This is a genomic window from Arthrobacter sp. GW822-FHT05G07 (assembly GCF_058799755.1).
Genome location: NZ_JBXALT010000002.1, coordinates 312,086 through 338,086 on the forward strand (window position 1 = coordinate 312,086; position 26,001 = coordinate 338,086).

Genomic DNA, 26,001 nt, shown 5'->3' on the forward strand with positions numbered 1-26,001 from the left:
GAGTTCGCACCCAAGCTGGTAGGAGACCCCACACCAAACCTGCTTCGGAGGTATTCCATGGCTTTGAGTGCCCTTGACCTTTTTTCGATCGGAATCGGCCCCTCGTCGTCCCACACTGTGGGGCCAATGCGCGCCGCCCGCTCGTTCGTCGAAGAACTGGAGAGGGAAAGAAGGTTCGACGCCGTTGATCGCGTTCACGCCGGACTTTTCGGTTCCTTGGGGGCTACCGGACGCGGGCACGGCTCGGACAAGGCGGTCATCCTGGGATTCATGGGCGAGTCGCCGGAAACCGTAGACACGCTGACGGCTGATCGCGTCGTTGACGAAGCCATAGACGCCAAGAAAATACTGCTTGGAGGGCGCCGAATAATCACGTTCAACAGAACCAACGACGTGGTGCTCCACCTGCGCAAGTCATTGCCGGCGCATCCCAACGGAATGCGGTTCCAGGCTTTCGACAACCAGGGAACAGTGCTGAGCGAACGCGTCTACTATTCCGTGGGTGGAGGATTTGTCGTTGACGAGGATGGAGTTGGACAGTCGCTCCCGGAGGCGGTGCAACTCCCCTACCCGTTTTCCAACGCCGAGGAATTGTTGGCACACTGCGAGCGTGAAGGCCTGGCCATCAGCGACATCATGCTCGCCAACGAAAGCGCTTGGCGCAGCGAGGAGGAAACCCGCGCGCAGTTGATGCACATCTGGGAAACCATGAAAGAGTGCGTGTCACGTGGGTGTAGCCGAACGGAAGAACACCTGCCCGGGAACCTGATGGTCCGCCGTCGTGCGCCCCGACTGCTGACGGACCTGCAAGCGAAAGACGACACCAGCGATCCCTTGCGTGCAGTGGACTGGGTGAACCTGTTTGCCCTGGCAGTGAACGAAGAGAACGCCACGGGTGGGCGCGTCGTCACCGCCCCCACCAACGGCGCTGCCGGAATCATTCCAGCGGTGCTGCATTATTACATGATGTTCACCCCCGGAGCCAACGAAGAATCAGTGATCCGATTCCTTCTTACCGCAGGTGCCATAGGTGTCCTTTTCAAGCAGAACGCCTCCATCTCCGGCGCCGAAGTGGGCTGCCAAGGGGAAGTCGGCTCAGCCTGTTCCATGGCAGCGGGCGCACTGTGCGAAATTCTGGGCGGCACACCCCGGCAGGTGGAGAACGCCGCGGAGATTGGTATCGAGCACAACCTCGGGCTGACCTGCGACCCCGTTGGTGGCCTTGTCCAAATCCCCTGCATCGAACGCAACGCCATGGCCAGCAACAAAGCCATCAACGCTGCACGGATCAGCCTGCGCGGAGACGGCGTCCACCACGTCTCGCTTGACACCGCCATCAAGACAATGCGAGAAACAGGTGCCGATATGAAGAGCAAGTACAAAGAAACGTCCCGGGGTGGCCTCGCCGTCAACGTGATCGCTTGCTAAGGCCCGCCGTTGCCTCCCCTAAGGAGTGGAGTTGAAGACTTGTGGATGGAGGGGGCTACTGGAGCTACTTGAAGGCACTCCAGAAGCGGGCACTACAGCTCAGGCACAACGCTTGTGCCCTATCGAGTCTCGAGAGACACACCAGCACCACACTGACGACCCGGATCTATCACAGCACGCAAGCGACGTGCCTTCTCGCGGGGTGTCCGCGGTGTCATGACGTGTCAGCCAGGACACCGCGTTATGTAGGTCCAAATGCGGTCGTAGTGATCACAATGACCCCGCAATGCTGCCGCGCAGCAGGCCCGCCCAAGGATGAAGCGGGGGAACCTTTAGGGCAGAACCGCGACGGTCCTTGCTCACGGGAGAACGTCCGCCGCTGCCTTGGCGCGACAGCAGCGCCGTTGTTCAGCCGGGAATCAGCGCAGGATATGTGGAACCACTTGGTCCATGTCGGCATCGACAACGTCGCCAATTACGTGACCAGCCATGACGGGCTGCCCACCTTCATCCCCGTGCACGTCCCAACCGAAGACCTCAACGGCGCGGACCCTGACTTGGTCTTGGACGTCCGCAGCAAGACCGAGCACAAGGCCCGGCTCGTCCCCGGTTTTAGCAGCTCAGCGGTGGCCGCCCCGTGTGGCACCTCGACCAGGTTCCCGCGAAAGGCACAATTGTGAGCTACTGCCAAAGCGGGGTGCACAACTCAGTCGCGGCAAGCGCACTCCGCCGCGCCGCGTACAACGTCGTCAAACTTAATGGCAGCCAAGCAACGTGGAACGCATGGACAAGCTCGCGGTAAGTCAAAATGCGGTAATGCGGCGGATACTGGAAGTACTAGAAGGAAGCAACCAGTGAAACCTTTGACGCGTCGCCACCTGCTGGTGCTGGGTGCAGCAGGGGCCGGCGCTACGGCCGCCGGAGCTGCCGGGCTGTGGCTGACCACCGGCCCCGGCGCTCAGCCCCTATACACCCAGGAGCTGGACCTGACCGAACCCCACGTGCTGACCAGCCGTGACCGTGTGCTGGAAGTTCAGCTAGTCGCTGCACCGGCCCAGGTGCAGATCGGCAGGAGGGAGGCTTCGGTGCAGGCATATAACGACTCCTTGCCCGGACCGACGCTACGGGTCGGCCCTGGCGACACTATCAGGATCTCCCTGCATAACGGGCTGCTGGCACCCACGAACCTGCATGTGCACGGGCTGCATGTCTCCCCGCAGGGCAACAGCGATAACCCCTTTGTCAGCGTTGCCCCCGGCGAAACATTCGATTACGAGTTCACACTGCCTGCGGACCACCCACCGGGCACTTACTGGTACCACCCCCATCACCACGGCCATGCCGCCGACCAGGTGGCCGGTGGCCTCTACGGAGCAATTGTGGTGGAGGACACCGAACCGATTTCGATCACCCGTGAGAGGTTGATGGTGATCTCCGATTTGTCTCTGGACGCCGACGGCAACCTCGCACGGGCGGACCGGATGCAGCAGGTGATGGGACGCGAAGGGCAGATCGTTTTGGTCAACGGCCAAATCCGTCCACAATTGCGCGCCGCTGCCGGAGAACGGGAACGCTGGCGGATCATCAACGCCTGTCCCTCTCGATACCTGCGATTGTCACTTTCAGGACAGCAGGTCCGCCTCCTCAGCCGTGACAATGGCCGTTTGCCAGAGCCTGAGGGCGTCACTGAGGTGGTTCTCGCTCCGGGGAATCGGGTAGAACTCCTCGTAGAAACCCGCGAAGCGAATTCCACGCTCGCCGCCGCCCCCGTGGATCGCGGCAGCATGAGCCCCATGATGGGCGGCGCCATAGGAGGTGGTACCCAGTCCGGTGGAGGCCCGCTCGAATTATGTTCTCTGACCGTCTCCCCAAGCATGAGCACTGATCTCCGGCCAGTGACCAACGGCCGGCCCCTACGCGATCTGCGGAAGGAACCTCTCGCTGCCGCCCGAACACTGACCTTGGGTGCGGGGACAGATGCGGAAATGGGTATGGGCAGCGGACAGGGCAGCATGATGTCCTTCACCATCAACGGACGCACGTTCGACCCCCAAAGAGTCGACGAGACAACCGCAGTGGGCACCGTTGAGGAATGGGCCCTGGTCAACTCCAGTTCCATGGACCACCCCCTCCACCTGCACGTGTGGCCCATGCAGGTCATCCATGATGGGGACCGCGAAGTAACCGAACCCAGATGGCAGGATGTGGTCAATGTCCCTGCCCGCGGCCGGGTGACAATCCGGGTGGCCTTCGATGACTTCCCCGGCCGCACCGTCTTCCACTGCCACATCCTCGACCACGAAGACCAAGGCATGATGGCTACCGTCCAGGCCATCTGAGCGTCACGTTAAGGCCATGGAAACCCACACGGCAAACCTTTGCAATGCCTACTCCTCGCGCGGCAACTGGATCGTCTCCTCGGTTTCGGTGTGAGGGTCCCTCGCGGCGAGCAGCAATGCCCGCAGTTCTTCCAGTAGTTCCAGCTGTTGGCTGTTAATGGCCATAAGCCGGTCGATCTCCGTCTTCGCTTGCACGTCAGTGTCGTAGTCGTGCTGGGCCATGGCTGCCGCTATAGCGTCCTGCCTTTTCGCGGCGATGAGCAAGATAGCGCCCTGGAGCCCTGCCAACATGGACAGGAAGAGATTCAGCAGGATGAACGGGTAAGGGTCCCATGCATCCTCGGCCAGCATGTATGAATTGACGGCCGCCCAGACCACCATCACCAGGACGAAGCACCCCACAAAAATCCAGCTACCCATGCCATTGCGGAGGTAGTCGGCGGCACGCTCTCCCCTACTGAGGCCGGCTTGATGCTGACCGTGCCACGTGTTCTCTCGCTCACTCATGAGCACAGACTAAGAACTCTGGAACGGTGTTGGAAGCCTACTGCTGCTGCGTCCACACCCAATCCCTGATTTCGGGTAGGTCCTCAAAGTGCTCGCGGATGTAGAGGGAATGGGCGTCCAACTGCTGCCGGCAATGCTCCAGCAGTTGCTCTGCCCCCGGGAATTGACCGCGAGTCCGGCGCAGGGCTTCCATCACCAGGTGGTATCGGCTGACCTTGTTCAGTACCACCATGTCGAATGGTGTGGTGGTGGTGCCTTGCTCGTTGTGTCCCCGGACATGGAACCGCTCGGGATGCGGGCGACCATGCAGGAGCTGGTGCAGTGCCCTCGCGTACCCATGCCAGGCCATCACGACATCCACATCAGCGGTGAAGAGTTCTTCAAACTTCTCACCAGACAGCCCATGCGGATGCGCCTCTGGCGGCGGCAAGACCATGGCATCCATGACATTGACTACCCGGACGGACATCTCAGGAACATGCCGCCTGAAGAGCCACGCAGCCGCCAACGTCTCCTGCGTGGGAACATCTCCGGCACATGCAAGGACGATGTCCGGGACCTTACCGGCCGAGGTCCCGAGTATTTCATGTCCAGCCCAATCCCAGATGGATGCACCGACGGCTGCATGCGCCCGCGCCTCTTCGAGCGTCAGGTACTGCGGATGTTCCTGCTTATCGATCACTACCAGATTCACATAGTCCTTGCTTTCGAGCATGTGTTCGGCAGTGACCAGCAGGGTGTTCGCATCGGGTGGGAAGTAGACACGGATGACGCTGCTGGACAGGGACAGAACCGTGTCAATAAGACCAGGGCCTTGATGGCTGAAACCGTTGTGATCGTTCCGCCAACAAGTGGAGGTCAGCAGGATGTTCAAGCTGGGCACGGGCCGCCGCCACTCCAGCTCCCGTGAATGCTGCAACCATTTGGCGTGCTGAACGGTCATGGAAGCGCTGACCATCGCAAACGCCTCATAGCTGGCGAATAGGCCGTGGCGGCCTGTCAGCACGTATCCTTCCAGCCACCCTTGGCACAAGTGTTCGGACAGGACTTCCATCACGCGTCCGCTGGCGGAAACATGATCGTCTGCGAGCGCGGCTTCTGTGGTCGCGGCTGGTTCGAGGAGGCATCTGTCGGTGGCTTCAAAGACTGCACCGAGTCTGTTGCTGTTGGTTTCATCGGGGCAGAAGAGGCGGAACCTGGGGTCATCGGCAGTATCGATGTAGATATCGCGCAGCATCTCCCCTAATGGCTTGGTGCTCCCGTGCATCACGCCTCCGCGGGGAACAGCTTCGAGGGCATATCGATCGAGCGATGGTATTGCCAGGTCGCGGCTTCCCATCCCGCGGCTGGCGGGCAGTGCGCCCATGCGTAAATCGCCGTCGGGGGCGAGCGCCGTCAGCTCGGCGATAAGCCGCCCGTCGGCGTCGAAGAGTTCTTCCGGCCGGTAGGAACGCATCCACGCTTCAAGCTGCGCCAGGTGCGCCGGATTCTCTCTGACTCCGGCCAGCGGGACTTGGTGGGAACGGTGGGTTCCCTCTACGGGCTTTCCGTCTACTGTCACCGGTCCTGTCCATCCTTTGGGGGTGCGCAGGATGATGGCCGGCCATCGTGCGGGCCCGGTGACTCCCTCTGTGCGGGCATGGGACTGAATGGTCCGGATCGATAAGTAGGCTGAATCCAGAGCTGAGGCGAGGGCGGGGTGGACAAGGGCGGGATCGTCGCCGGAGACAATCACGGGATCCCAGCCGTGCGCTTCCAAAAGCGACGCAACGGCCATGTTCGAGCGCCTGCCAAGGACCGTGGGGCCGGAGATCTTATGCCCATTGAGGTGGAGGATGGGAAGTACTGCCCCATCCCTGAGCGGGTTGATGAACGAGGGCGCCTTCCAAGAGCCTTCGAGCGGACCGGTTTCGGCCTCCCCATCACCGACGACGCAGGCAACGATCAGGTCCGGATTGTCCATAGCCGCACCGGTAGCATGCATCAGGGAGTAGCCCAGTTCCCCGCCCTCGTGAATGGAGCCAGGCGTGGCGGGGCCGACGTGGCTGGCGATGCCTCCCGGCGTCGAAAACTGCCGGACAAGCCTCCGAAGCCCTTTCAGGTCTTTGCCAACGGCCGGGTAAACCTCCGAGTAGCTGCCTTCCAGATAGGTATTGGCGACGACGGCGGGACCTCCGTGGCCGGGACCGGCCACGAACAGAACTTCCACACTCGTGCGACGGATAAGGCGGTTGAGGTGTGCATAGATCAGGGACAGCCCGGGGCTTGTGCCCCAGTGACCTAGAAGTCTGGGTTTGATGTGCGCTGCTTGCAGCGGTTCCCGGAGCAGCGGGTTCTCCTGCAGGTAGATCTGGGCAACGGTCAGATAGTTGGCCGCGGACCAATACCGGTGCAGGAGGTCAAAGTTTTCGACTTTCGGCTCAGCGTCGCTGGATGTGGCGTTCTCGTCGATGCTCATGTCGCGATCAACCTTCCTTAAGGGGCGCGGCGAGCAAGGCCGCCGTCGATTCTGCAATAGCGCGTTCCTCGTCGCTGGGCACTACGAGCACAGGAATTGCGGATTCCATGGTGCTGATCTTGCGCATGCCTTCCTGGCTGGCCATATTCAGGCCTTCATCAAGGCCGAGCCCCAGTGGCCTCAACCAGTCGACCACCTTGGCCCTGAACAGCGCTGAGTTCTCGCCCACGCCGCCGGTGAACACCAGAGCGTCAGGTCGGTCAACCACCATCGAGTAGGCCGCTATGTATTTGGCGAGACGGTAGGCGGCCATGTCTATGGCAAGTCGGGCCTGGGGTTCGCCGCTGCCCGCAGCCTTTTCAACCGTCCGCATATCTGCGGATCCTGCAATGGCCAACAACCCCGATTGGTAATTCAGCATGTGGTCGACTTCGTCCGCAGTTGCGCCTTCTTGCTGCAGTAGGAGGACCACGGACGGGTCCAGGTCTCCCGATCGCGTCCCCATGATCAGCCCTTCCAATGGGGTCATTCCCATGGAGGTGTCCACGCTGAGCCCGTTCTTGACGGCGGTGACGGACGCGCCGTTGCCAACATGAGCCACTATCGCATTCAGAGAGGCCGTACCGAGAAGTTCTGCTGTGTCACGGCAGGCCATCTCCACCGAGATACCGTGAAAGCCATAGCGCCGCACGGGATGGGCCCGGTAGGCGTGCTCCGGAATGGCATAGTGGGCGGCGAAGTCGGGAATGGTGTGATGGAACGCCGTGTCGAAGACGGCCACCTGTGGGAGATCCGGCCATCGTTTGCCGGCGGCGTCAATGCAGGCGACACTGGCCGGGTTGTGGAGCGGCGCCAAGGGACTTAGTTCTTCAATAGCGGACACCACATCCGCCGTGACAAGTACCGGGGTGCTGAACCGCGGACCGCAGTGGACGACTCGGTGTCCAATAGCCTCCGGATGCGTGGATCCGAGGCTCTCCAGGCTTTCATTCAGCTCTTCAAAGGCTGCCTGCAGGTGCTCGGGAGTTGAACGCTCCCCAGCAGGCCAGTCCACCTGTCCGGACGCAAGAACGGCAGCAGCCGGGTTGGTGGCTGCTGTGTCGCGCAAGTGGTATTTCAGCGATGAGGAGCCGGGATTCAGCACAAGAACACGCATGTTCTCCTCTCACTTCCGCGGGGAAGGCTGCAGTGAATGCCTCTCCTCTGGACCCTAATGCACTGAGCCGTTCAGTGGGAGGGCCTTCCGGCCCTTGCAACGACGGGCCGTCCCGCTGATAGTGGAGACCACCACCGTTGGTAATCCGAAGGGAACGTCGGTTCGTGAAGAAACAGATCCTGGTTGCCCTTGACGGCTCAAGGGTGGGCTCTCCCGTGGCTGACTGGGCTGCGGCACGCGCGAATTCCCTTGATCTCGGCCTGACCCTGGTCCATGTGGTCCCCGGGGAGTGGGCTTATCCGAGGGCGAACGACCGTCAACTGGAGGTAAGCCGCGCTGAGGATCTGCTCACTAGCGAAGCGCAACGGCTGGCTGCGGCCTTTCCCCGCGTGGGCATTACGACACAGCCGTTGTCCGGCGAACCTGCCGCAACGATTGCTTCCCTGTCACCGGCCTACTCGATGGTGGCGGTGGGCACAGACCGCGGTCCCGGCACGGAGGGGCAGGGATACGGTTCAGTCAGTTTCCAGGTTGCCGTTACCAGCAAGAGCGACGTCGCCGTTGTCCCGGAGTTTGCACCTCAAAAGCGTTCCGGCGTAGTGGTGGGCGTTGACGGATCCGCTGCGTCCGTCGATGCCCTGGATCAAGGCGCCAGGGAGGCTCAACGGTTGAATGATGAATTGATCATTGTCCATGCAACAGGTCCCGAGGTTGGGCCTGCTGAGGGCGGGCATGTCCTGGGCGCGGCTGTCCAGCGGGTCAACTACGAGTTCCCGTCCGTCGTCACGAAGGAAGTCCTGGATACCACCCGTGGCCCCGGTGAGGCACTGATAGCTGCTGCAAGAGACGCACAGCTGCTGGTCATGGGCTGCAAAGGACGGGGAGGTTTGAGCGTGCTGCTGGGCTCTGTTGCCCAGCACGTGCTCCTGCACGTGCAATGCCCCACCATCCTGACCCGACCCTAGCCAGCGGTGCCGGGCGGGACCTCCTGGGTTTCGCCGTCGTGAACGTCAGTGGCGGTGGGGTCCAGCGGCGGCCACCACTTCGACGGCGGGCTGATGACGAACCGGCGACCGGTGATCTCTGTGGGCGTGACCCTGACCAGGATGTCCTTGGCGCCGGGCTGCCAAGGCGACAAGCCGGCATCCACGGCTTCCTGAATGTCTTCGGGCTGCGTAATGAATTCCGGCCTTCCTTTGAGGATGACACTCCAGGCGACGGTCCCGTAACGGTTGAACCCATCGGCTTCCAGCGCAATCACCGCACCTTCCCGAAGGGCGTCGAGCTTGGTCCCAGGCCCGGTCCTGAAAAGAACAGTTCCGAATTTCGGCACAAAGTTCACTGGAAAGATCTCAGGCTCTTCACCGTTGATGAGGGCGATCCTGCCGATGGACACCGATTGAAGGTACTTCCAGCAGTCGTGGACGCTGAGTTCTTTGGTGTCCTGATCCATCGATGTGTTCTCCATGGGCTGAGCCTAACCCCTCCGCCGGCACGCTCATAGGGCAGAAGGTCCCTCTCCGACTGTGCCCTTCGACCCTAGACGCGGGCAGTTCCCCGGTGGAGTCTTTGATCGAACAGGCATTCCCGCATTGGAGAGAAGATGTCCCCTGGGAACACATCCCCGGCCTCGCTGTCTGAGACCCCGGGCGCCGAGGGCCTGAGCTCGCAGGCGGCCGGCGATCTGTTGCGACGAACCGGACCAAACGTTCTGCCCACCGCCAGGAACGTCCCCCAATGGCGAAAACTGCTCGGGGAACTGACGCACTTTTTCGCCCTGATGCTGTGGGTTGCAGCCGGGCTCGCCTATGTGGCCGGCATGCCACAACTGGGCATAGCAATCATCATCGTGGTGATTGTCAACGGCGTTTTCGCCCATATTCAGCAGGAACGCGCCCAACACGCAGCCGAACGGCTACAAGGGCTGCTTCCCGCCGACGTCACTGTCCGGCGGGATGGGCGGCTTCAGAGCGTGCACGCGAGTGCTTTGGTACCCGGGGATGTGGTGGTCCTGGCCGCAGGCGACAGGTTGCCGGCAGACATGCAGTTCATTTCGGCGTCAGCATGCAGCGTCGATGAATCGATGCTCACCGGTGAGAGCGAGGCCGTACCCAAATCCGCGACGGACACAGCGTGGGGCGGAACGTTCCTGGTCAACGGCGAAGCGGAAGGGCAGGTGACTGCCACCGGTGCCGACACCAAGCTAGCCGCCATCGCAGCGCTGACCAGTGGCACGAAGTCTCCGCCAACTCCTTTGACCATGGAGCTACGCAGAATAGTCCGCTTGGTAGCCACCGTGGCACTCGCCGTCGCCGGGCTGTTCTTCGTGGTCTCACTCCTTGTCGGAATTGTGTGGCGTGATTCCTTCCTGTTTGCCATTGGGGTTGCGGTTGCGCTTATACCCGAAGGCCTACTGCCCACGGTGACCCTGTCGCTGGCCATGGGCGCGCAGCGAATGGCTGCCCGGAACGCACTCGTCCGCAACCTCGAAGCGGTGGAGACACTGGGTTCCACTACCTTCATTTGTACCGACAAGACCGGAACGTTGACGCAAAACCGGATGAACGCCGTCGAGGTGTTCACGTTGGAAGGGCCGCTTTACATCAGGGGTGAGGGCTACGAGCCCGAGGCCCGGGTGGAAGGGCCGGGACAGCCAGCCGCCGTCAGGGTGGCCTGTGCAGCTCGGGCGGCTTCGCAGGGGCGCGCAGTGCTCCACGGCGACGAATGGGTGGCCAGCGGGGATCCCATGGAAGCTGCGATCGATGTTTTGGCGCGACGCCTTTTGGGGAGTGCACCAGAGGAACTTCAGCCAGCGGTTCGATTCGCCTTCGACGCCGACCGTCGGAGGGAATCGGTCATTGTGGGCAACACGTTATATGTGAAGGGAGCTCCGGAATCGGTCCTGCCACTCTGCGGAGTTGAAGCCACTCAACTGTCCGCAGAAGTAGAAACCATGGCCGCCAAAGGCCTGCGCGTCATTGCAGTCGCCAGAAGGGAACTGCCTGGAGCAGCCGGCAGTTGGCCCAACCGGGCCGCCGACGAGGCCGAACGGGACCTCGAAGGCATAGGACTCATTGGCCTCCACGACCCACCCCGACCGGACGTCGCCGACGTTATCAAAGCCGCCAGGGGTGCGGGAATCCGCATTGCGATGATCACCGGCGACCACCCCTCCACAGCAGCAGCAATTGCACGCGAAATAGGCCTGCTGAGGCACCCGAACCAGGTCTTCCAAGGCGCCGAACTCCCCCATGATGAACAAGTCCTCGGGGCCCTCCTGGACCGTGATGGAGTGGTGGTGAGCCGGGTTTCTCCCGAGCAGAAACTGAGGGTGGCAAAAGCCTTGCAGAGCCGTGGGCATGTTGTCGCCATGACCGGCGACGGCGTCAACGACGGTCCCGCTCTACGTCAAGCCGATATCGGCGTGGCCATGGGACTCAGCGGCACCGATGTAGCCCGTGAGGCCGCAGACCTTGTGCTCCTGGATGACCATTTCGCCACCATCGTTGCTGCAATAGAACAGGGCCGGGCCACTTATTCAAATATTCACCGGTTCCTCACTTATCACCTGACTGACAATGTCGCTGAACTCACGCCCTTTGTGATCTGGGCACTTTCCGGTGGTCAATTCCCGTTGGCCCTTGGTGTCCTCCAGATACTGGCCTTGGACATCGGGACCGATCTGCTTCCCGCCTTGGCCCTCGGGGCGGAGCCACCAGGCAAACGCGTGTTGAGCCGGCCTCCCGAAAAGCGGCATCTTCTGGATCGGCAACTCATGCTGAGGGTGTTTGCTGTCATGGGTCCCACGGAGGCGTTGTTCGCCATGGCTGCTTTCTCTGTGGTTCTCTTTGGCAGTGGTTGGGGCCGTGGGGATCCGCTGGACCCGGGTGTGCTGATGGGCGCATCAGGGGCCGCGTTTACGGCGGTGGTCCTTGGCCAGTTGGCAACTGCCTTCGCTTGCCGCAGTGCTACCGCTCCCGCGTGGAAGCAGGGATGGTTTACCAACAAGTTGCTGCTGTGGGCCGTAGGGGTGGAACTGGCGGCGTTGGCACTGTTCCTCTACGTACCTCCGGTAGCCGGCATCCTGGGTCAGGCTCCTCCTCCCTTCCCTGGCTTTGCCACTGCCCTCCTGGCGATTCCCGGCGTGCTGGGCGCGGACTGGCTCTACAAACGGCTGCGCCACGGAGGGGCCCTCCCCCATTAAGGCAGCTTGCCTGATCCGTGCCCTTCGACCCTAGTGGCGCCGCCGGGCGGAAGAGCAGGCTGGTCCCATGAATACACACCCGCGCTCTGATCGGATCGTTGTCGGCGTCGATGGATCCGAATATTCCTCCAACACCCTGCAGATGGCCGGTCGCATGGCAGCTGCGTTGGGAGGCCCCCTGGAGGTGATCACCTGTATTGGAATGTCCGACTACTTCATGGCCTCCCGCTTTGAGCCCGAATTGACCCGGTTCACCTCGGAGTTGGAAGATACCGCCAAGCGGCTGGTCGATGAGGCCTTGGCACGAGCCTTCGGTGCAGACCGCCCCAAGGATCTAACAGTGACGGTCAAGTTCGGCGAACCGGCAAAGGTTCTTGTCGAAGAAAGCCATGGGGCACAACTACTTGTGGTGGGGAGGCGGGGCTCCGGTGGTTTCCTCAATCAGCCCCTGGGATCCGTCAGCCGGGCTTGCTCGGCCCACGCGCTTTGCCCCGTCCTTGTGGTAACTCAGGACGACCAGGGCTAGCTGTACCCCTGCGCTTGGACAGCGGTGATGGCGACAGTGTTAATGATGTCTTCGATCGTCGATCCCCTGGACAGGTCGTTGATGGGTTTGCGGAGCCCCTGAAGGATGGGCCCGACGGCGACAGCACCGGAAGACTGCTCCACGGCCTTATAGGTGTTGTTGCCTGTGTTCAGGTCTGGGAAGACGAAGACTGTCGCCCTTCCCGCGACAGCAGATGACGGCAACTTTGAACTCGCGATAGCTTCATCCACCGCGGCGTCGTACTGTATAGGCCCGTCCACGGCAAGGTCCGGCCGGGCCGCCGCCACCATGTCCGTGGCACGCTTGACCTTGTCCACGGCCGTTCCGGCGCCGGATACGCCAGTAGAGTACGACAACATAGCCACCCTGGGCTCTACGCCGAACTGCGCCGACGGCGCAATCCCCGTACACCAGCACGCGGTCAGGAAACAGCATAAAGAACACCGAGGACACCAGTCCGTTGCCATGCTGGCTCTTCATGAATTCCAACGCCGGCCGAATCGTGTTGGCCGTGGTGTGCGCCGCTCCGGAGACCATCCCGTCGGCCTCCCCCAGGTGGACCATCATGGTGCCAAAGTAGGCGCCATCGAGCATGACTTCCCTGGCCCGTTCCAAGATCACGCCTTTGTGGGCACGCAAGCGCTGATATTCCATCGCGAATCGCTCACGTAATGGCGAATGGGCGGGGTCGACGATGGTGATGCCACCCACCTCGATACCCTCGGCTTCGGCAAGCTCCCGGACCGCCGAGGGGTTCCCAAGAAGCGTCACGTGGCACACATCCCGGCGGCGCAGAATCTCCGCCGCACGCAACACCCGGCTATCTGTGCCCTCAGCCAGAACGATACGTTTCTTCTGCTGGCGGGCGCGTTCCACGAGTTCATTGAGGAAGCGCAGCGGCGTCATGGTCGCCGGACGCGGGAGCGCCAGACGTTCCAGCAGCTCCTTTTCGTCAATGGAGCGAGCCCAGATGCCCAGAGCGGCGGCCACCCGGCGGCTTTCTCCGGTGTGGATCTCGCTGCGGACGTGCGAGACCCGTTGAGCTGTAGTGTAGGTATCCGCAGTTTCAGCGAAGACGGGGAATGGCGCATGTGCCACAAATGGCAGCACGTAGCTGGCAGGGACCAGGCCATCGGTCAGGATGACTCCGGACGGTGCGGGCAGGTCCGGTGACAAGGCCGAGGCCGTGCAAGCCATGACGATGTCTGTGCGATCCCCGGGAACAATCACCAGGTTTCCGGGCTCGAGCAGCCGAAGGAAGTTCTCTACGTTCATCGCAGCCACTTTCGTGCTGCCCACGTCCCGGTCCAGCTCTGCGCTGCCCGAGATCCGTTCAAGGGACAACGACATTGCCACATCAGCCACAGTGGGCGCCGATATTTCAGCGACCTCGGGAATCACATAGCTTGGGGGCCTTCCAGTAGTTGTCCGAACAGCGCCCCGGACTGTGTCGATAGCTGTCGGCTCGGCGCGGTTGACCACCACCGACAACACCGTGCTTCTGGCTGCCTCCAGTTGCCGTGACGCGTCCGCCACAGCCTGTGCGGTCTCCCGAGGACTCAAGCCCTGGGCCCCGATGACAGCGAGAACCGGCAGGCCTAGATTGTTGGCCAATTGAGCGTTCAGGTCGAATTCCCTCCCGGGTTCCGGGCTCCTCAGGTCCGAACCGTCCACCACAACCACGTCACATTCTTCGGCGATGCGTCCGTACTCCTCGAGCGCCCGGGAAACAACCTCGTCCTCGCGGCCTGCCGATAGTGCCGACCGGGCATCCGCCAAAGTCATTCCGCCCTTGCAGCGGAATGACTCCATCTTGTACAGCCGGTGAAGCATCCGAAGCAGCGGGTCGTCGGCCGGATCTGTTCCGTTCACGATTGGGCGGTAGAATCCCAGGCGGCCTGTTCTGCGGTGCAACGCGTCAGCCAGCCCCAAGACCACGAGTGACTTCCCGGCTTCGGGTGCGACGGACAAAACATATACGCCTTGGACCATGATGTAACCTTTCGGGCCGATCATCCGATGCTTCACAGGTTCCACCCCGCAGACCCTCAATGCCAGAGTCGAAGGTCATGATGGCTGCTTTCGCCCACGGGACCTTGGACTCTGTTGGGGGCAGGAAGCCAGCCATAGGCTCGGGAGCATCGAACCAACGGCGACGTGGCGATCCGCCAGCAGCCACCACCCCACGCAGGAGACACAGACCATGGAAACCGACGAACGCCCCGGAACCGTCCTCACCGAAGCCGACTCATGGAAGGTCCTGGAACGTAACCAGCATGGTCGCTTGGCTGTCAGCGTCCTGGGTGAACCGGACATCTACCCGCTTAATTTCATCGCCCACAACCAGCGGCTGCTGCTGAGGACGAATCCCGGAACAAAGCTCGCCGAACTGACCGTCAATGAGAAGGTTGCCTTCGAAGTTGAGGAGATCGTCGACGTTGAAGCCTGGAGTGTTGTCCTTAAGGGGACTGCCAGGGTGATCGAGTCGCAGTCGGAGATCGACGAAGCGGACAAGCTTCCCCTGAAGCCTTGGATTCCGACGCGCAAATACACCTACGTGGAGATCACTCCCACCCGGGTCCATGGCCGCCACTTTGAACTTGGTGACGAGCCGGAGCGGTACTGACCTCACGGACCTCCCCAGAGCGTGCGGGCACAACAGTCCGTCCGGGACCCAAAGCCCGGAGGGCATTGAGAATGGTGGCAAGATCCACCAGCTCCTGGAGCAGCGCCCCGGCGACGGCCGGAATCATGCCAAACGTTGCCATCACCATCAGACCGAGGCTCAGCAGTATCCCGGTCCAAATGCTGGTCCGGGCGATTCGAAGCGTACGCTGCCCGATGCCTACAGCGACGGCGGCCTTGGACAAGTCGTCAACCATAATCACCACGTCCGCGGACTCGCTGGCCGCAGTGGCACCTTTGGCACCCATGGCGATACCGACGTCGGCCGCTGCAAGTACGGGAGCGTCGTTGACGCCGTCGCCCACCATCATCACGGGCCTGAGCGGAAGGGCCGCGACAGCATTGACTTTGTCAGCCGGCAGGCATTCGGCCATGACGTTGCTGATGCCCGCTTCCGTAGCGATGTGTCGGGCTGTCGTCGCAGCGTCTCCGGTCAGGAGCATCGTCTCCGCGATCCCGAGCCTCCGAAGTTCCGTCAGGGTGTTCTTCGCGTTTGGGCGCAATGGATCGCTCATGATCAGAGTGCCGACAAACCGCCCATCCACGCCGACGTAGATCCCAAGATGGCCTCCGGGCAGTGTCGTCTTGTCGAAGCCGCTCACCAGGGAGCCGACGTAAGCGGGTTTTCCGACCACTACGTGGTGGCTTCCGCAGTCGGCCGTGACACCGTTGGTTGCATGTTCACTCGCGCCCGTTGCCGGTATCAGTACCAGGCTGCGCGCTCGGGCTTCTGCCATGACTGAAGCAGCCAGGACGTGGGTGGAATACTGCTCGGCGGAGGCGGCCAACTGCAGCAGGGCGTCTTCGGACAGATGTGAGGCTGGGGCCACCCGGATTCCAGCCAAGGAGGGGTTGCCTTGTGTGAGGGTCCCCGTCTTGTCGAAGACGGCGGTCTTGACTCTACTGAGTTGCTCAAGCGTCCCCGCGTTTTTGATGATGATGCCGGCATGCGCGGCCCTGCTGGTCCCCGCGAGGAACGCGACGGGTGCAGCAATCAGCAAAGGGCACGGGGTGGCTACCACCAGAACCTCAGCGAACCGTCTTGGATCCTGGCTGAAGAACCACGCAGCGCCGGCCAGCACCAAGGCGACCAGAGTGAACGGCACAGCATATTTGTCGGCAAGCCGTACCGTCGGCGCACGGCTTGCCGCGGCTTCCTGAACCAAGGCAACTATTTGGCTGTACTGCGAATCCGCTGCGGTGGCCGTGGCCTTCATACGCACGGCATCGGCCCCGTTGACAGTGCCGCTGAGCAGCAAGTCGCCCTTGGTTCGCTCTGCAGGCAGGCTTTCGCCTGTCAGCGCTGACTCATCAAAGATTCCGACGTCGGACAGCAAGGTACCGTCCACCGGAACCAACTCTGACGGCCTGACCAGCAGCACGTCTCCCGGAACCACGGCATCCACCAGGATATCCTCCACGGGCATTCCGGGCCGTTCGCGGTGCGCGTTGCGCGGGGACCGGTCCAGGAGCGCACGGAGCTCCCTGGTGGCGCGGCCTTGGGCAAATTGTTCCAGCGCCTCGCCGCCTGTCAGCATCAGAACCACTATGAGGGATGCCAGGTATTCCCCCACCGCAACTGTCGAGCAAATGGCCATCACGGCCAGGAGATCAATGCCCCAGCGTCCGTGCAGGAGCCCTTTGATCATGGTGCCTGCCCGGTAGAGGGCAACACTGAGGGCGAAGATGCTCGCCAGCCCTTGGGCCGCCGGTATCAGTCCGATGACTGTCAGGACCGCGACGGCGACGAGCACCACAAAGGTTGCTGTCACTAACGGAAAGCGCAAGGCCGAGTGCAGCAGGTGTCGTGTCATGTCCGCTGATCAGTCGTGAGGGGTGCGGTTGAGAACAACTTTCAGGGCACCTGTTTCCGCCGCGCGCGAGAACGTGTCATAGGCATCAATGATTTGTTCCAGGCCGAAATGATGGGTAGCGAACTTATCAGCGGGGAGCTTGTGTTGTGCCACCAGGCGAAGCAGCATCGGGGTGGTGTTGGTGTTGACCAGTCCCATGCTGATGTTGATGTTTTGAATCCACAGATCCTGGAGGGGCAGTTGGACTGGCTTGCCGTGGACACCGATGTTGGCCACGTGCCCGCCGGGGCGGACCAGGCGTAAGGCCATGTCAAAGGTCTCCGGTATTCCCACTGCTTCCATGGACACGTCCACCCCAGCCCCGTCGGTGAGGGTGAGAACTTCCGCAATCCATTCGGGCTTGGTGGGGTTGACCGTGTGCGTGGCTCCGAAGTCACGGGACTTGGCGAGCCGGCTCTCGTCGGGATCTATGGCCACTACCGTGGCTGCACCGTGGAGCCCGGCTGTTGCCATGGCTGCGAGGCCGATGGGCCCTGCCCCCACAATAGCCACGACGTCACCTGGGGCCACGTGTCCGGCCTGGACTCCGATTTCGAAGGCCGTGGGCAGGATGTCGGAGAGCATCACGGCTTCGTCGTCGGTGACGCCGTGGGGCAGTTTGTGCAAGGAGTTTTCTGCATAGGGAACCCGGACGAATTCGGCCTGCGTACCGTCGATGAGGTGGCCGAAGATCCAGCCGGTTCCCGATTGTCCTTCGTCACCGAGGCAGTGGGAGAACAGGCCCTTCCTGCAATTGCCGCAATGCCCACATGACTTGATACACGAGATGATCACTCGGTCGCCCCGGCGGAGTGAGCTGACCGAACTCCCAACATCGGTGACGGTTCCCACCCCTTCGTGCCCGAGGATGCGTCCTGGCTGGACCGCAGGGACGTCTCCTTTGAGGATGTGCAGATCTGTACCGCAAATGGTGGTGGTGTCGATGCGCACGATTGCGTCGGTGGCCTGAAGAATGACGGGATCCGGAACATCCGTCCAGGACTTTTCGCCGGGGCCACCGTAGACGAGTGCCTTCATGGTGTTGTTCCGTCCTTGTTATGCCAGGCTGACACACCGGGCGTGGGTACTAGTGGAAGTCGCCCAGGCGGGCGTCGTTCAAGGGGGTCCCCCAGAGGTCTGGCCGGGTGGTTTTGAACCGCCGCCCCGTGACAGCATTCGGAGTTAGCCTCAGATAGCAGTCCTTGGCGCCTGGTTGCCAGGGATCCAGTCCCAAGGCGTCGACGTCGGCTCTTTCCTGACGGTCGAGTATCAGGTGTGTCTGCCCTCGGACAACCACGCTCCATGCCTTTCCGCTGAAGTAGCCATCACTTTCCAGGGCGCAAGGGGTTCTCAGTGTGCTCCAAAACTTGGTGCCCGCACCGGTTCGAAACACAATGCTGTCACCATCCAGCACATAGTTCACTGGAAAGATATCGGGATGTCCGTCCACCAGGACGGCCAGACGGCCAACGTTGGTCTGTGCCAACAGGTCCCAGCATTCGTCCGGGGCGAGCCGTTCGACGGCGGCACTTGGCTGTGTTTTCATTCCAAACCCGCCCTGGTGGCGTCGTCGAGCGGACTCCACCACGTCAGCGGCGGTGTCACTTTGAAGCGGCGCCCGGTCAACGAGGTGGGAACGATCCGGACAAAATGGTCCTTCCGCCCGGCCTGCCACGGGAAAAGCAGCAGACCGACGGTGTCCAGCACCTCCTGGGTCAGCTTGATGCTCTCTGCCCCGCCTTTGACCACAACACTCCACGCGATTCCCGACGTTGGGTCTACTCCGTCGGCTTCCAGCGCTACCGGTGTGGCGCTGAGGGCAGCGTGGAGCTTACTCCCTTCGCCAGTGCGGAAGACCAGCGTGCCGTGGTCTGCTTTGTAATTGACGGGAAAGATGTCGGGATGGTCCTGCGCCCAGACTGCGAGGCGTCCCACTGAGACACTGCGCAGCAGCTCCCAACACTGCTTGTTGTCCAGGATCTCAGCTTCCGGAACCGTAGGTTTATTCGTCATGGTTAGACCGTAGGCCTGGTCACGCCGGGACAACAGGGCACAAAGGCCCACACGCGCCCGGCGCGGTAGCCGGTTAATAAGCGCCGGAGTAGTCTGGCAGCAAGGAGCCTTCCGGCCCCAACGCAGGATTTCATGCATTCTTCGAAAGGCATTGGTGAACGAATCCGAAGCTCCTGAGCCCCGCCAGCCGAAACCTGAAGTGCGGATCCCGATTGATGACCTGTTGAAGGACTTCGTTGGGCGCGCCGGGGAGCTTTTGCAGGCACAGGAACGAACGCGGGGTCTACTCGAAGCAGTTGTCGCCGTAGCGGAAGACCTGAGTCTGGAAGCGGTGCTGGACCGCGTGGTGACCTCTGCCTGCCAGCTGCTTGGGGCACGCTACGGTGCGTTGGGCGTCATTGGCGAGGACAACGCGCTCAGTCATTTCATCACCGTGGGGATAGACGGCGAGCTCGCCAAACGCATCGGCCCCCTCCCGACGGGGCACGGTGTACTCGGCCTGCTCATCACCGAGCCTGCGCCACTTCGCCTTCACGATCTGGGCCAACACCCTAAAGCCTATGGATTTCCCCCACACCACCCGCCCATGAAGTCGTTCCTCGGAGTTCCCGTGCGGGTCAGGGACGTGGTGTTCGGGAACCTCTACCTAACCGAAAAGGATGGTGGTGGGGACTTCACCCCGGAGGATGAGGACCTTGCCGTGGCTTTGGCTGCGGCGGCTGGCGTGGCAATTGAGAACGCCCGGCTGTATGAAGACGCCAGACGTCGGGCATCCTGGCTCGAGGCCTGCATGGACGTCACTGGAAGAATGCTCGGCGGCGGCCAGACGGAGCAGGCTGAGGACTCGGCACTGGACCTGATCGCTGGAAGGGCTTTGCAGGAGTCCGCATCCCGTCTCGCCTTGATTCTTGTCCCCTCTTCACCGGGAGGGCCGTATGTAGTGGCGGGTACGGCAGGGGAACCCGGCGCTGAGTTCGCTGGCATGTCATTGCCCATGGAGGCCCCTGAAATTCGAGGAGTCGAACGAAATGGGAAGCCCGTTTGCCTGGATGATTCCAGGAAACTCCTCGGTATTGCGGGAACTGCAGGGCCAGCGAAGCTCCTGATCATCGACCTCAGCGCCCAAGGAGCCCATCATGGCCTCTTGGTCCTGGCCCGTGATCCAGACAAAGGAAATTTTTCCAAGACGGATGTGGAGATGGGGGCGGTCTTCGGCTCACACGTGGCACTAGCTTTGGCACTGGAACGTATCCACAGGCTCCGTGAACAAGTGATGGTGTTCTCGGACCGGGACAGGATCGCCCGGGATCTCCACGACCTGGTGATTCAACGGCTTTTCGCGGCAGGGTTGAGTATCCAGAGCCTCCGCCGTTTTACGACGGGCGAATCTGCCCTGAACAGGATCGACTCCGTCACCGAAGAACTGGACACCAGCATCCGCGATCTCCGAAACACCATCTACTCCCTTCAAGCCAGCACCCACGAACGGGAACCGTTGAGCGGCCGCATCCTCCAATCGATTCAAGCGGGTGCCAAATCCTTGCCCTTCGCGCCCCATCTGACGGTGGCCGGCCCCGTTGATTCTCTGACGGACGAAACCATGATCAAACACCTGCTGGCTGTTGTCTCAGAGAGCCTCAGCAATGCGGCGCGCCACTCAGCAGCCCAGTCCATCAATGTTTCCGTGGCTCTGCACGAAGGCCGGCTGACCCTTGAAGTGGTGGACGATGGATGCGGATTCAAGGATCCCGCCCCGGGGAACGGGCTAACCAACATGGCTCACCGGGCAGCAGAAATGCAGGGCACCTGCACTATCACCAGCGCACCAGGCAAGGGTACGTCGCTGGTATGGTCGATCCCGTTGGGCTGATCCCTCAGCGCAGGTTTCCAGCGTCCTCTCCGGGCGAATGGGCCATAAAGACCGCCGCCTGGGTTCGGCGTTCAAACCCTAGTTTGGCCAGCAGGGATGAGACGTAGTTCTTCACCGTCTTCTCTGCCAGGAGCATTTCCTCGCCAATCTGGCGGTTGGTCATGCCTTGTCCAACGAACTCCAGGACCTTGCGCTCCTGCGGTGTGAGGGATGAGACTCGGGGATCCTGCTTCTTCGGCTCCGTGAGGCCCTGGATGATCCTTGTCTTGACGGCCTCATCGAACAACGACTCGCCTTTGGCTGCCTTGCGCAGGGCACCCAGCAGGTCCATTCCTCCGATTTCCTTCAGGACGTACCCGGCGGCACCGGCAAGGACAGCCCCGCGAAGTGCCTGTTCGTCGTCGTAACTGGTGAGGATCAGGCAATTCAAACCCGGGTCAACGGAGCGAACGTCCCGGCAGACCTCGATTCCGGTGCCGTCGGGCAACCGTGCATCCAGAACAGCGACATCGGGACGCAATGCGGGAATCCGGCGCGTCGCTTCTTCCGCCGAACCGGACATGCCCACTACCACGAAACCTTCACCTTCCAAAAGTTCCTGGAGGCCTCTGCGAACCAACTCATGGTCATCGAGGATGAAAACGCGGATTGGTTCTCCGCGGGAAACGCCGGTGCCTTGGCCGGCTGTTTCTGGGCGATCCATGATTCTCCTGTCCGGCGGCTGATGGCCGCGATGTCGAGAGCTTAATTGGCGACTCTGCCAAATTCTTGCTGACGGCCGGCACTGCCACAAGGGCCCAAGGACCCTGCCGGTGCGTGTGACTTTAGGCCCTGTTGGGAACGTGCCTTTGTACCGACGCTGGAAGAACGGGAGACCCGAAACCGCTCACAGAAGGTGGGCGGCCCCGGCATCGAACAAATGAAGGAGTATCGATCCCCATGAAGAAATGGACGCGTTGGCAGGACTACACCGTGATCGGCGCCGGCGCATATGCAGCTCTGTCTGTTCTGTGGACCACACAAGCCGGGTCGTCGACGGCGATCATGGTTACGTTGGGACTCTTGCTGGTCATTGGAGGAGTAGTGAACCTGGCGATGCCCGGAATGCCGGTCGCTGAGTGGGCCCAGGCAATCGTGGCAGTAGCCCTCCTCCTGGCTCCTTGGGTGGGTGGCTTCACCTCCGCAACGGGCGCAGCATGGAGTGCTTGGATCCCAGGGGCGGTGGCCTTGGTGGTGACAGCCCTGGCGATCCGGCCAAGCACTGAGGAATACAGGCATCACCATGTGGCGTCTACGCCATAAACGCCAAAGCACTGCTTGGCGCCGCGTCACCGCGCGGCGCCAATGGCTTCATGGCAGTGAACAGCCCTCAACGGCCCGGCCTTGGTTCACCCCGTGGAGCCGTACCCTGCCTTAAGGATGGAGCATCGGCATGGCCACCAAAAACCCCGCAACGCTGCGCTTTCTTGGCGCCACGGATACCGTAACTGGCTCCCGCTACCTTGTGGACTTCCACGGAACACGAATCCTGGTCGACTGCGGGCTGTTCCAAGGCTACAAACGCCTCCGCTTACTGAACAGGCAGCCTTTTCCTGTCTCCCCTGCATCCATCGACGCTGTCTTGCTGACGCATGCCCACTTGGACCACACAGGGTACGTTCCCAGGCTCGTGAGGGATGGTTTCAGGGGTCCCGTCCATGCCACACACGGGACCACCGAACTGTGCAAACTCCTGCTGCCAGACAGCGGACACCTGCAGGAAGAAGAGGCCAGGTACGCCGACCACCGTGGATCGTCCATCCACACTCCTGCCTTGCCCCTGTATACGGCGGCAGATGCAGTGAAGTCGCTCAATAGTTTCCGCCCCGTTGAGTTCGACGAGGCCCTGGACCTCGGCAGCGGCGTCGAGGCCACTTTCGTGCCGGCCGGTCACATCCTGGGAGCGGCGCAGCTACAGATCCGGGTGGGCGGCAACTCCGTTCATTTCACCGGCGACCTGGGCCGCGACGACGACCCGCTCATGTATCCTCCCCGGGAGCTTGAGGCCGTCGACGTGTTGGTAACGGAGTCCACCTACGGCAACAGGACCCACCCAGCCGGTAGCTCTGAGGTGGAACTCGGCGAGGTGGTTTCCCGAGTGGCGAAGCGCCGCGGAGTCATACTGATCGCGGCATTTGCCGTTGGCCGGGCGGAGACACTCATGCTTCAGTTGGCGCGGCTTCGCCGAAAAGGCCTCATTCCGGATATTCCCGTGTATCTCAACAGCCCCATGGCCATCGATGCTTCCTATATGTATCAGCAGCATCCGGACGAACACCGCCTTCACCCGGATGAATTCAAGGACATGTACCGGGTGGCCACTATGACCCGCTCGGCGGACGACTCCAAGCTCCTTAACCTCAGGGGTGGTCCCATGATCATCATCTCCGCCAGCGGAATGCTGACCGGAGGACGAATATTGCATCACATCGAGGCGTACGGCATTGACCCCAACAACGCGATCGTCCTGAGCGGATACCAGGCCGCCGGCACCAGGGGTGCAGCTCTGGCGGCCGGGTCACGTGAGCTGAGGGTCTACGGGCAAGACGTCAGGATCAAGGCGGAGGTGGTCCAGCTCGAAGGATTCAGCGCCCACGCCGACTCGGACGCCATCATCCGTTGGATGCATTCAGCACCCCAAGCACCACGAATGACGTACATCACCCACGGAGAGCCGGATGCATCTGACGCGCTTCGCCTCCGCATCAAGCACGAATTGGGTTGGAAGGCCCGCGTCCCGGAATACCAAGAGACCATCTCCATCGCCACACCGGAATAAGGACTTCCGGCCCTAACCGGCACTAAGAACACGGTACAAACTGGCAACAAGGCCCCGGCCGACGTCCGGGGAACCCATCAACGAAGAACGGGCCCAGCCATGAATGAAGCAATTGTCGTCGGTGTCAACGATTCACCCAGCAGCGAGGCTGCCATGGGATGGGCCATGCATAGAGCCGCCACTTTGAAGCTGCCGGTACAGCTTGTCCATGCCGTGGATGACCGCTGGGCGTACGATTCTGTGGGCTATAACGAGTGGATCCGGGAGTCCGGCGTCAACTTTCTTGCGGCTGCGAAGGACCGGGCTGCCAAAATAGAGCCCACCGTCAATGTCACCACCGACCTTGTCTCCGGTGGAGCCGGCTACGCATTGGGCAGGAGGTCGAAAAAGGCCGCCATGGTAGTCATTGGTTCCGGCCATGGTTGGGCTGGCGGTTCCCTGACCGATCGGGCTTTACAGATTGCAGCCGTTGCGCGTTGTCCCGTAGCAGTCATCGGTGAGCACGACATGACAAACCGCAAAGGGATTGTGGTGGGCGTGGATGGTTCCGAAGAGTCCACGCAGGCCGTCGCTTTTGCCGCGGCAGAGGCCGACCGCCAGGGCCAAGAGCTGACTGTCCTCCATGCCTTCCTCACACCAGAACCATGGGTAACCCGCAATGTACCCCACACCAACTACTTCGAGGTCATCACGGAAGAAGAACGGGTGGTCTTGGCCGAGACTGTTGCTGGCTTAGCAGATAAGTACCCGGATTTGGTAGTGCACCAGGTCCTCGATACCCACACACGGGCCGCCGAAGCACTGCTCGCGGCCGGGGCCACTGCACAATTGCTGGTGGTCGGCAGCCGCGGACGGGGCAGCTTCAAACGCCTGCTGCTGGGCTCGACAGCGCACGCGGTTCTCACCAAATTGCCCTGTCCAACGATTATCACGCGGATCAGCCCGGTCAAGCACTCCGACTGAAAGCAACGGCTGTACCCTTGGCTGGGTATGAAAGTGCGGGCTCACCGGTTCTCCCGGCAAGCCCGCATTTTCTGCTTGCCGACTAGGCGAGGTAAACGTGCTTGCCTGTCATGATGGTGGGCTGGATGCAGATGAAGAGGCTTCTGTCCCCACCGGCCCACGGTTCTGCCGTCATGTGACCCCAGAGGCGGGTGAGTGACTCCCGGTCAACAACATGGGACGAGGACCCGCTGACCAGCACCGACCACCCTTCGCTTCGATCAGCCCTGGCATCGTCGATCTGGAAAGATGTCTGCATGCGGGCCACCGGCGCACCAATCAAACCTCCGAGGGAGGTGCGGAAGTAGATGGCATGATCGTGAACCAGGTAGTTGACAGGCAAAATCATCACCCTGCCATGGTGGACGAATCCAATCCGACCTGTGTCGTGCTCACGCAGCCTCTCCCAGCATTGCACCTCACTGAGTTCTTCGCTGACGTGTCGGGCACCATCGATGCGTGCAGGTTCTTGGCTGGGCACACTCATTTTCATGCTTCCTTTTCGGGGGTGTGCACTACAAGAACGGGGCAATGGGCGTGTGCGACGCAGGCCGAGCTGACCGATCCCATCAATAGACCGCCGAATCCGCCGTGGCCACGCCTGCCCACCACTACCATCCCTGCTCCGCGGCTGGCTTTGATCAGTCCTTGCCGAGGATGGCCTTGTTCCAGATGGGAAATGACGTTGTCCGGCACGTCAATCCCGAAGGCCTTTTCGACTGACTCCTTCAGGACTTGCCCTGCAGCCTCCTCAAATCCCGTAATCCCCACGGCCACATAGCCCTCATAGACCGGCGGAAAATCCCAGTACGCAATCGCCTCCACTGTTGCCCCCAAGGCGACTGCCAAATGTTGGGCTTCGCGGAGCGCCTCGATGGACGGCTCCGAACCATCCACCCCTACAACAATCTTCCCTGGTGATCCGTCCTTGCTCATCTTTGTCCTCCTGGCGCTTGTGACTTTCCTTCCTGTCAGAATGCCGTGAACAGACAGCATCGAACAGGGCCGAAGGTCACAGTGGAGACCCCGGTGTCCGTTGCCTTCGGACCGAACCTCGTTTGAGATGAGCAGGCTTCCCACCCCCTTTCCTGCAGGACCTTTGACTCTTGCTGCCGGATCAC

22 protein-coding genes and 2 pseudogenes are annotated in these 26,001 nt (G+C 61.6%); 11 read left to right on the top strand and 13 right to left on the bottom strand.

The features are described from left to right. The first annotated feature begins 57 nt into the window (after positions 1-57). The 3 genes and pseudogenes from AC1RJY_RS04245 (at position 58) to AC1RJY_RS04255 (ending at position 3,767) form a co-directional block, all read left to right on the top strand. Positions 58-1,428, top strand: coding sequence for an L-serine ammonia-lyase (locus tag AC1RJY_RS04245; RefSeq protein WP_498601480.1), 1,371 nt, complete (start codon positions 58-60; stop codon positions 1,426-1,428). Positions 1,429-1,841: 413 nt separating this feature from the next. After that, positions 1,842-2,230, top strand: a pseudogene (locus AC1RJY_RS04250) (rhodanese-like domain-containing protein); the annotation flags it as partial. Between the two features lie 52 nt (positions 2,231-2,282). Beyond that, on the top strand, positions 2,283-3,767 hold the full coding sequence (locus AC1RJY_RS04255) for a multicopper oxidase family protein (protein ID WP_498601482.1): 1,485 nt from the start codon (positions 2,283-2,285) through the stop codon (positions 3,765-3,767). Positions 3,768-3,815: 48 nt separating this feature from the next. On the opposite strand, the gene AC1RJY_RS04260 is transcribed toward AC1RJY_RS04255, so the two are convergent. Genes AC1RJY_RS04260 through AC1RJY_RS04270 form a run of 3 tightly spaced genes read right to left on the bottom strand, consistent with a single transcriptional unit; the run spans position 3,816 to position 7,888 of the window. Beyond that, a complete protein-coding gene (locus AC1RJY_RS04260) occupies positions 3,816-4,274 on the bottom strand; it encodes a DUF1003 domain-containing protein (protein WP_052295543.1) in 459 nt (152 codons plus the stop codon). A 37-nt stretch (positions 4,275-4,311) separates the two neighbouring features. Further along, positions 4,312-6,732 (bottom strand): phosphoketolase family protein, encoded by a 2,421-nt coding sequence (locus AC1RJY_RS04265; RefSeq protein WP_498601484.1) that lies wholly within the window; start codon positions 6,730-6,732, stop codon positions 4,312-4,314. A 7-nt stretch (positions 6,733-6,739) separates the two neighbouring features. Then, positions 6,740-7,888, bottom strand: a complete 1,149-nt coding sequence (locus AC1RJY_RS04270) for an acetate/propionate family kinase (protein WP_498601486.1) — start codon at positions 7,886-7,888, stop codon at positions 6,740-6,742. Between the two features lie 164 nt (positions 7,889-8,052). Here AC1RJY_RS04270 and AC1RJY_RS04275 point away from each other — a divergent pair, with 164 nt between their 5' ends. Continuing rightward, positions 8,053-8,853: a universal stress protein gene (locus AC1RJY_RS04275; protein ID WP_498601488.1), complete on the top strand. Its 801-nt coding sequence runs from the start codon at positions 8,053-8,055 to the stop codon at positions 8,851-8,853. Here AC1RJY_RS04275 and AC1RJY_RS04280 read toward each other — a convergent pair. Then, positions 8,850-9,356 (bottom strand): pyridoxamine 5'-phosphate oxidase family protein, encoded by a 507-nt coding sequence (locus tag AC1RJY_RS04280; RefSeq protein WP_498601489.1) that lies wholly within the window; start codon positions 9,354-9,356, stop codon positions 8,850-8,852. The genes AC1RJY_RS04275 and AC1RJY_RS04280 overlap by 4 nt on opposite strands. Positions 9,357-9,491: 135 nt before the next feature. Between AC1RJY_RS04280 and AC1RJY_RS04285 the strand changes: the two genes are divergently transcribed. After that, positions 9,492-12,092: a cation-translocating P-type ATPase gene (locus AC1RJY_RS04285; protein ID WP_498601490.1), complete on the top strand. Its 2,601-nt coding sequence runs from the start codon at positions 9,492-9,494 to the stop codon at positions 12,090-12,092. A 67-nt stretch (positions 12,093-12,159) separates the two neighbouring features. Continuing rightward, the gene (locus tag AC1RJY_RS04290) at positions 12,160-12,618 is read left to right on the top strand and encodes a universal stress protein (RefSeq protein WP_498601491.1); all 459 of its coding nucleotides are present in this window, start codon (positions 12,160-12,162) and stop codon (positions 12,616-12,618) included. On the opposite strand, the gene AC1RJY_RS04295 is transcribed toward AC1RJY_RS04290, so the two are convergent. Beyond that, positions 12,615-13,106, bottom strand: coding sequence for a phosphate acyltransferase (locus AC1RJY_RS04295; protein WP_498601493.1), 492 nt, complete (start codon positions 13,104-13,106; stop codon positions 12,615-12,617). The two genes, AC1RJY_RS04290 and AC1RJY_RS04295, sit on opposite strands and share 4 nt — an antisense overlap. Then, a pseudogene (pta, locus tag AC1RJY_RS04300) lies at positions 13,090-14,655 on the bottom strand (phosphate acetyltransferase); the annotation flags it as partial. The pseudogene pta and the gene AC1RJY_RS04295, both read right to left, overlap by 17 nt. Positions 14,656-14,842: 187 nt before the next feature. On the opposite strand from pta, the gene AC1RJY_RS04305 reads away from it, so the two are divergent. Continuing rightward, on the top strand, positions 14,843-15,265 hold the full coding sequence (locus AC1RJY_RS04305) for a pyridoxamine 5'-phosphate oxidase family protein (RefSeq protein ID WP_498601494.1): 423 nt from the start codon (positions 14,843-14,845) through the stop codon (positions 15,263-15,265). Here the strand turns inward: AC1RJY_RS04305 and AC1RJY_RS04310 are convergent. From AC1RJY_RS04310 to AC1RJY_RS04325, 4 genes are read right to left on the bottom strand one after another with little or no spacing between them, the layout of a single operon-like run. Next, a complete protein-coding gene (locus AC1RJY_RS04310) occupies positions 15,204-17,138 on the bottom strand; it encodes a heavy metal translocating P-type ATPase (protein WP_498601496.1) in 1,935 nt (644 codons plus the stop codon). The genes AC1RJY_RS04305 and AC1RJY_RS04310 overlap by 62 nt on opposite strands. 9 nt (positions 17,139-17,147) lie before the next feature. Then, on the bottom strand, positions 17,148-18,215 hold the full coding sequence (locus AC1RJY_RS04315; protein WP_498601497.1) for a zinc-dependent alcohol dehydrogenase family protein: 1,068 nt from the start codon (positions 18,213-18,215) through the stop codon (positions 17,148-17,150). Positions 18,216-18,264: 49 nt separating this feature from the next. Then, positions 18,265-18,723: a pyridoxamine 5'-phosphate oxidase family protein gene (locus AC1RJY_RS04320; protein ID WP_014921644.1), complete on the bottom strand. Its 459-nt coding sequence runs from the start codon at positions 18,721-18,723 to the stop codon at positions 18,265-18,267. Further along, the gene (locus tag AC1RJY_RS04325) at positions 18,720-19,190 is read right to left on the bottom strand and encodes a pyridoxamine 5'-phosphate oxidase family protein (protein WP_498601498.1); all 471 of its coding nucleotides are present in this window, start codon (positions 19,188-19,190) and stop codon (positions 18,720-18,722) included. Before AC1RJY_RS04325 ends, AC1RJY_RS04320 begins: the two co-directional genes overlap by 4 nt. Positions 19,191-19,344: 154 nt before the next feature. Between AC1RJY_RS04325 and AC1RJY_RS04330 the strand changes: the two genes are divergently transcribed. Further along, positions 19,345-21,060: a sensor histidine kinase gene (locus AC1RJY_RS04330; protein WP_498601499.1), complete on the top strand. Its 1,716-nt coding sequence runs from the start codon at positions 19,345-19,347 to the stop codon at positions 21,058-21,060. Between the two features lie 4 nt (positions 21,061-21,064). On the opposite strand, the gene AC1RJY_RS04335 is transcribed toward AC1RJY_RS04330, so the two are convergent. Further along, positions 21,065-21,763, bottom strand: coding sequence for a response regulator (locus AC1RJY_RS04335; RefSeq protein WP_014921641.1), 699 nt, complete (start codon positions 21,761-21,763; stop codon positions 21,065-21,067). Positions 21,764-21,999: 236 nt separating this feature from the next. Between AC1RJY_RS04335 and AC1RJY_RS04340 the strand changes: the two genes are divergently transcribed. The 3 genes from AC1RJY_RS04340 to AC1RJY_RS04350 all read left to right on the top strand — a co-directional run bounded on the left by AC1RJY_RS04340 (position 22,000) and on the right by AC1RJY_RS04350 (position 24,841). Further along, the gene (locus AC1RJY_RS04340; protein ID WP_014921640.1) at positions 22,000-22,362 is read left to right on the top strand and encodes an SPW repeat protein; all 363 of its coding nucleotides are present in this window, start codon (positions 22,000-22,002) and stop codon (positions 22,360-22,362) included. A gap of 130 nt (positions 22,363-22,492) precedes the next feature. Next, entirely contained in the window at positions 22,493-23,878 is a 1,386-nt protein-coding gene (locus AC1RJY_RS04345) for an MBL fold metallo-hydrolase RNA specificity domain-containing protein (RefSeq protein ID WP_498601501.1), read from the top strand. 99 nt (positions 23,879-23,977) lie between these two features. Further along, a complete protein-coding gene (locus AC1RJY_RS04350; protein WP_498601503.1) occupies positions 23,978-24,841 on the top strand; it encodes a universal stress protein in 864 nt (287 codons plus the stop codon). A gap of 82 nt (positions 24,842-24,923) precedes the next feature. On the opposite strand, the gene AC1RJY_RS04355 is transcribed toward AC1RJY_RS04350, so the two are convergent. Continuing rightward, positions 24,924-25,367: a pyridoxamine 5'-phosphate oxidase family protein gene (locus AC1RJY_RS04355; RefSeq protein WP_498601505.1), complete on the bottom strand. Its 444-nt coding sequence runs from the start codon at positions 25,365-25,367 to the stop codon at positions 24,924-24,926. Positions 25,368-25,369: 2 nt separating this feature from the next. Further along, entirely contained in the window at positions 25,370-25,816 is a 447-nt protein-coding gene (locus AC1RJY_RS04360) for a universal stress protein (protein WP_498601507.1), read from the bottom strand. Between the last annotated feature and the right edge of the window lie 185 nt (positions 25,817-26,001).

Coding starts and splice junctions, on each gene's coding strand:
- AC1RJY_RS04245 (WP_498601480.1), top strand. CDS start 58: ATGGCTTTGAGTGCCCTTGACCTTTTTTCGATCGGAATCGGCCCCTCG.
- AC1RJY_RS04260 (WP_052295543.1), bottom strand. CDS start 4,274: ATGAGTGAGCGAGAGAACACGTGGCACGGTCAGCATCAAGCCGGCCTC.
- AC1RJY_RS04265 (WP_498601484.1), bottom strand. CDS start 6,732: ATGAGCATCGACGAGAACGCCACATCCAGCGACGCTGAGCCGAAAGTC.
- AC1RJY_RS04270 (WP_498601486.1), bottom strand. CDS start 7,888: ATGCGTGTTCTTGTGCTGAATCCCGGCTCCTCATCGCTGAAATACCAC.
- AC1RJY_RS04280 (WP_498601489.1), bottom strand. CDS start 9,356: ATGGAGAACACATCGATGGATCAGGACACCAAAGAACTCAGCGTCCAC.
- AC1RJY_RS04285 (WP_498601490.1), top strand. CDS start 9,492: ATGTCCCCTGGGAACACATCCCCGGCCTCGCTGTCTGAGACCCCGGGC.
- AC1RJY_RS04290 (WP_498601491.1), top strand. CDS start 12,160: ATGAATACACACCCGCGCTCTGATCGGATCGTTGTCGGCGTCGATGGA.
- AC1RJY_RS04295 (WP_498601493.1), bottom strand. CDS start 13,106: ATGGCAACGGACTGGTGTCCTCGGTGTTCTTTATGCTGTTTCCTGACC.
- AC1RJY_RS04305 (WP_498601494.1), top strand. CDS start 14,843: ATGGAAACCGACGAACGCCCCGGAACCGTCCTCACCGAAGCCGACTCA.
- AC1RJY_RS04310 (WP_498601496.1), bottom strand. CDS start 17,138: ATGACACGACACCTGCTGCACTCGGCCTTGCGCTTTCCGTTAGTGACA.
- AC1RJY_RS04315 (WP_498601497.1), bottom strand. CDS start 18,215: ATGAAGGCACTCGTCTACGGTGGCCCCGGCGAAAAGTCCTGGACGGAT.
- AC1RJY_RS04320 (WP_014921644.1), bottom strand. CDS start 18,723: ATGAAAACACAGCCAAGTGCCGCCGTCGAACGGCTCGCCCCGGACGAA.
- AC1RJY_RS04325 (WP_498601498.1), bottom strand. CDS start 19,190: ATGACGAATAAACCTACGGTTCCGGAAGCTGAGATCCTGGACAACAAG.
- AC1RJY_RS04335 (WP_014921641.1), bottom strand. CDS start 21,763: ATGGATCGCCCAGAAACAGCCGGCCAAGGCACCGGCGTTTCCCGCGGA.
- AC1RJY_RS04340 (WP_014921640.1), top strand. CDS start 22,000: ATGAAGAAATGGACGCGTTGGCAGGACTACACCGTGATCGGCGCCGGC.
- AC1RJY_RS04345 (WP_498601501.1), top strand. CDS start 22,493: ATGGCCACCAAAAACCCCGCAACGCTGCGCTTTCTTGGCGCCACGGAT.
- AC1RJY_RS04350 (WP_498601503.1), top strand. CDS start 23,978: ATGAATGAAGCAATTGTCGTCGGTGTCAACGATTCACCCAGCAGCGAG.
- AC1RJY_RS04355 (WP_498601505.1), bottom strand. CDS start 25,367: ATGAGTGTGCCCAGCCAAGAACCTGCACGCATCGATGGTGCCCGACAC.
- AC1RJY_RS04360 (WP_498601507.1), bottom strand. CDS start 25,816: ATGAGCAAGGACGGATCACCAGGGAAGATTGTTGTAGGGGTGGATGGT.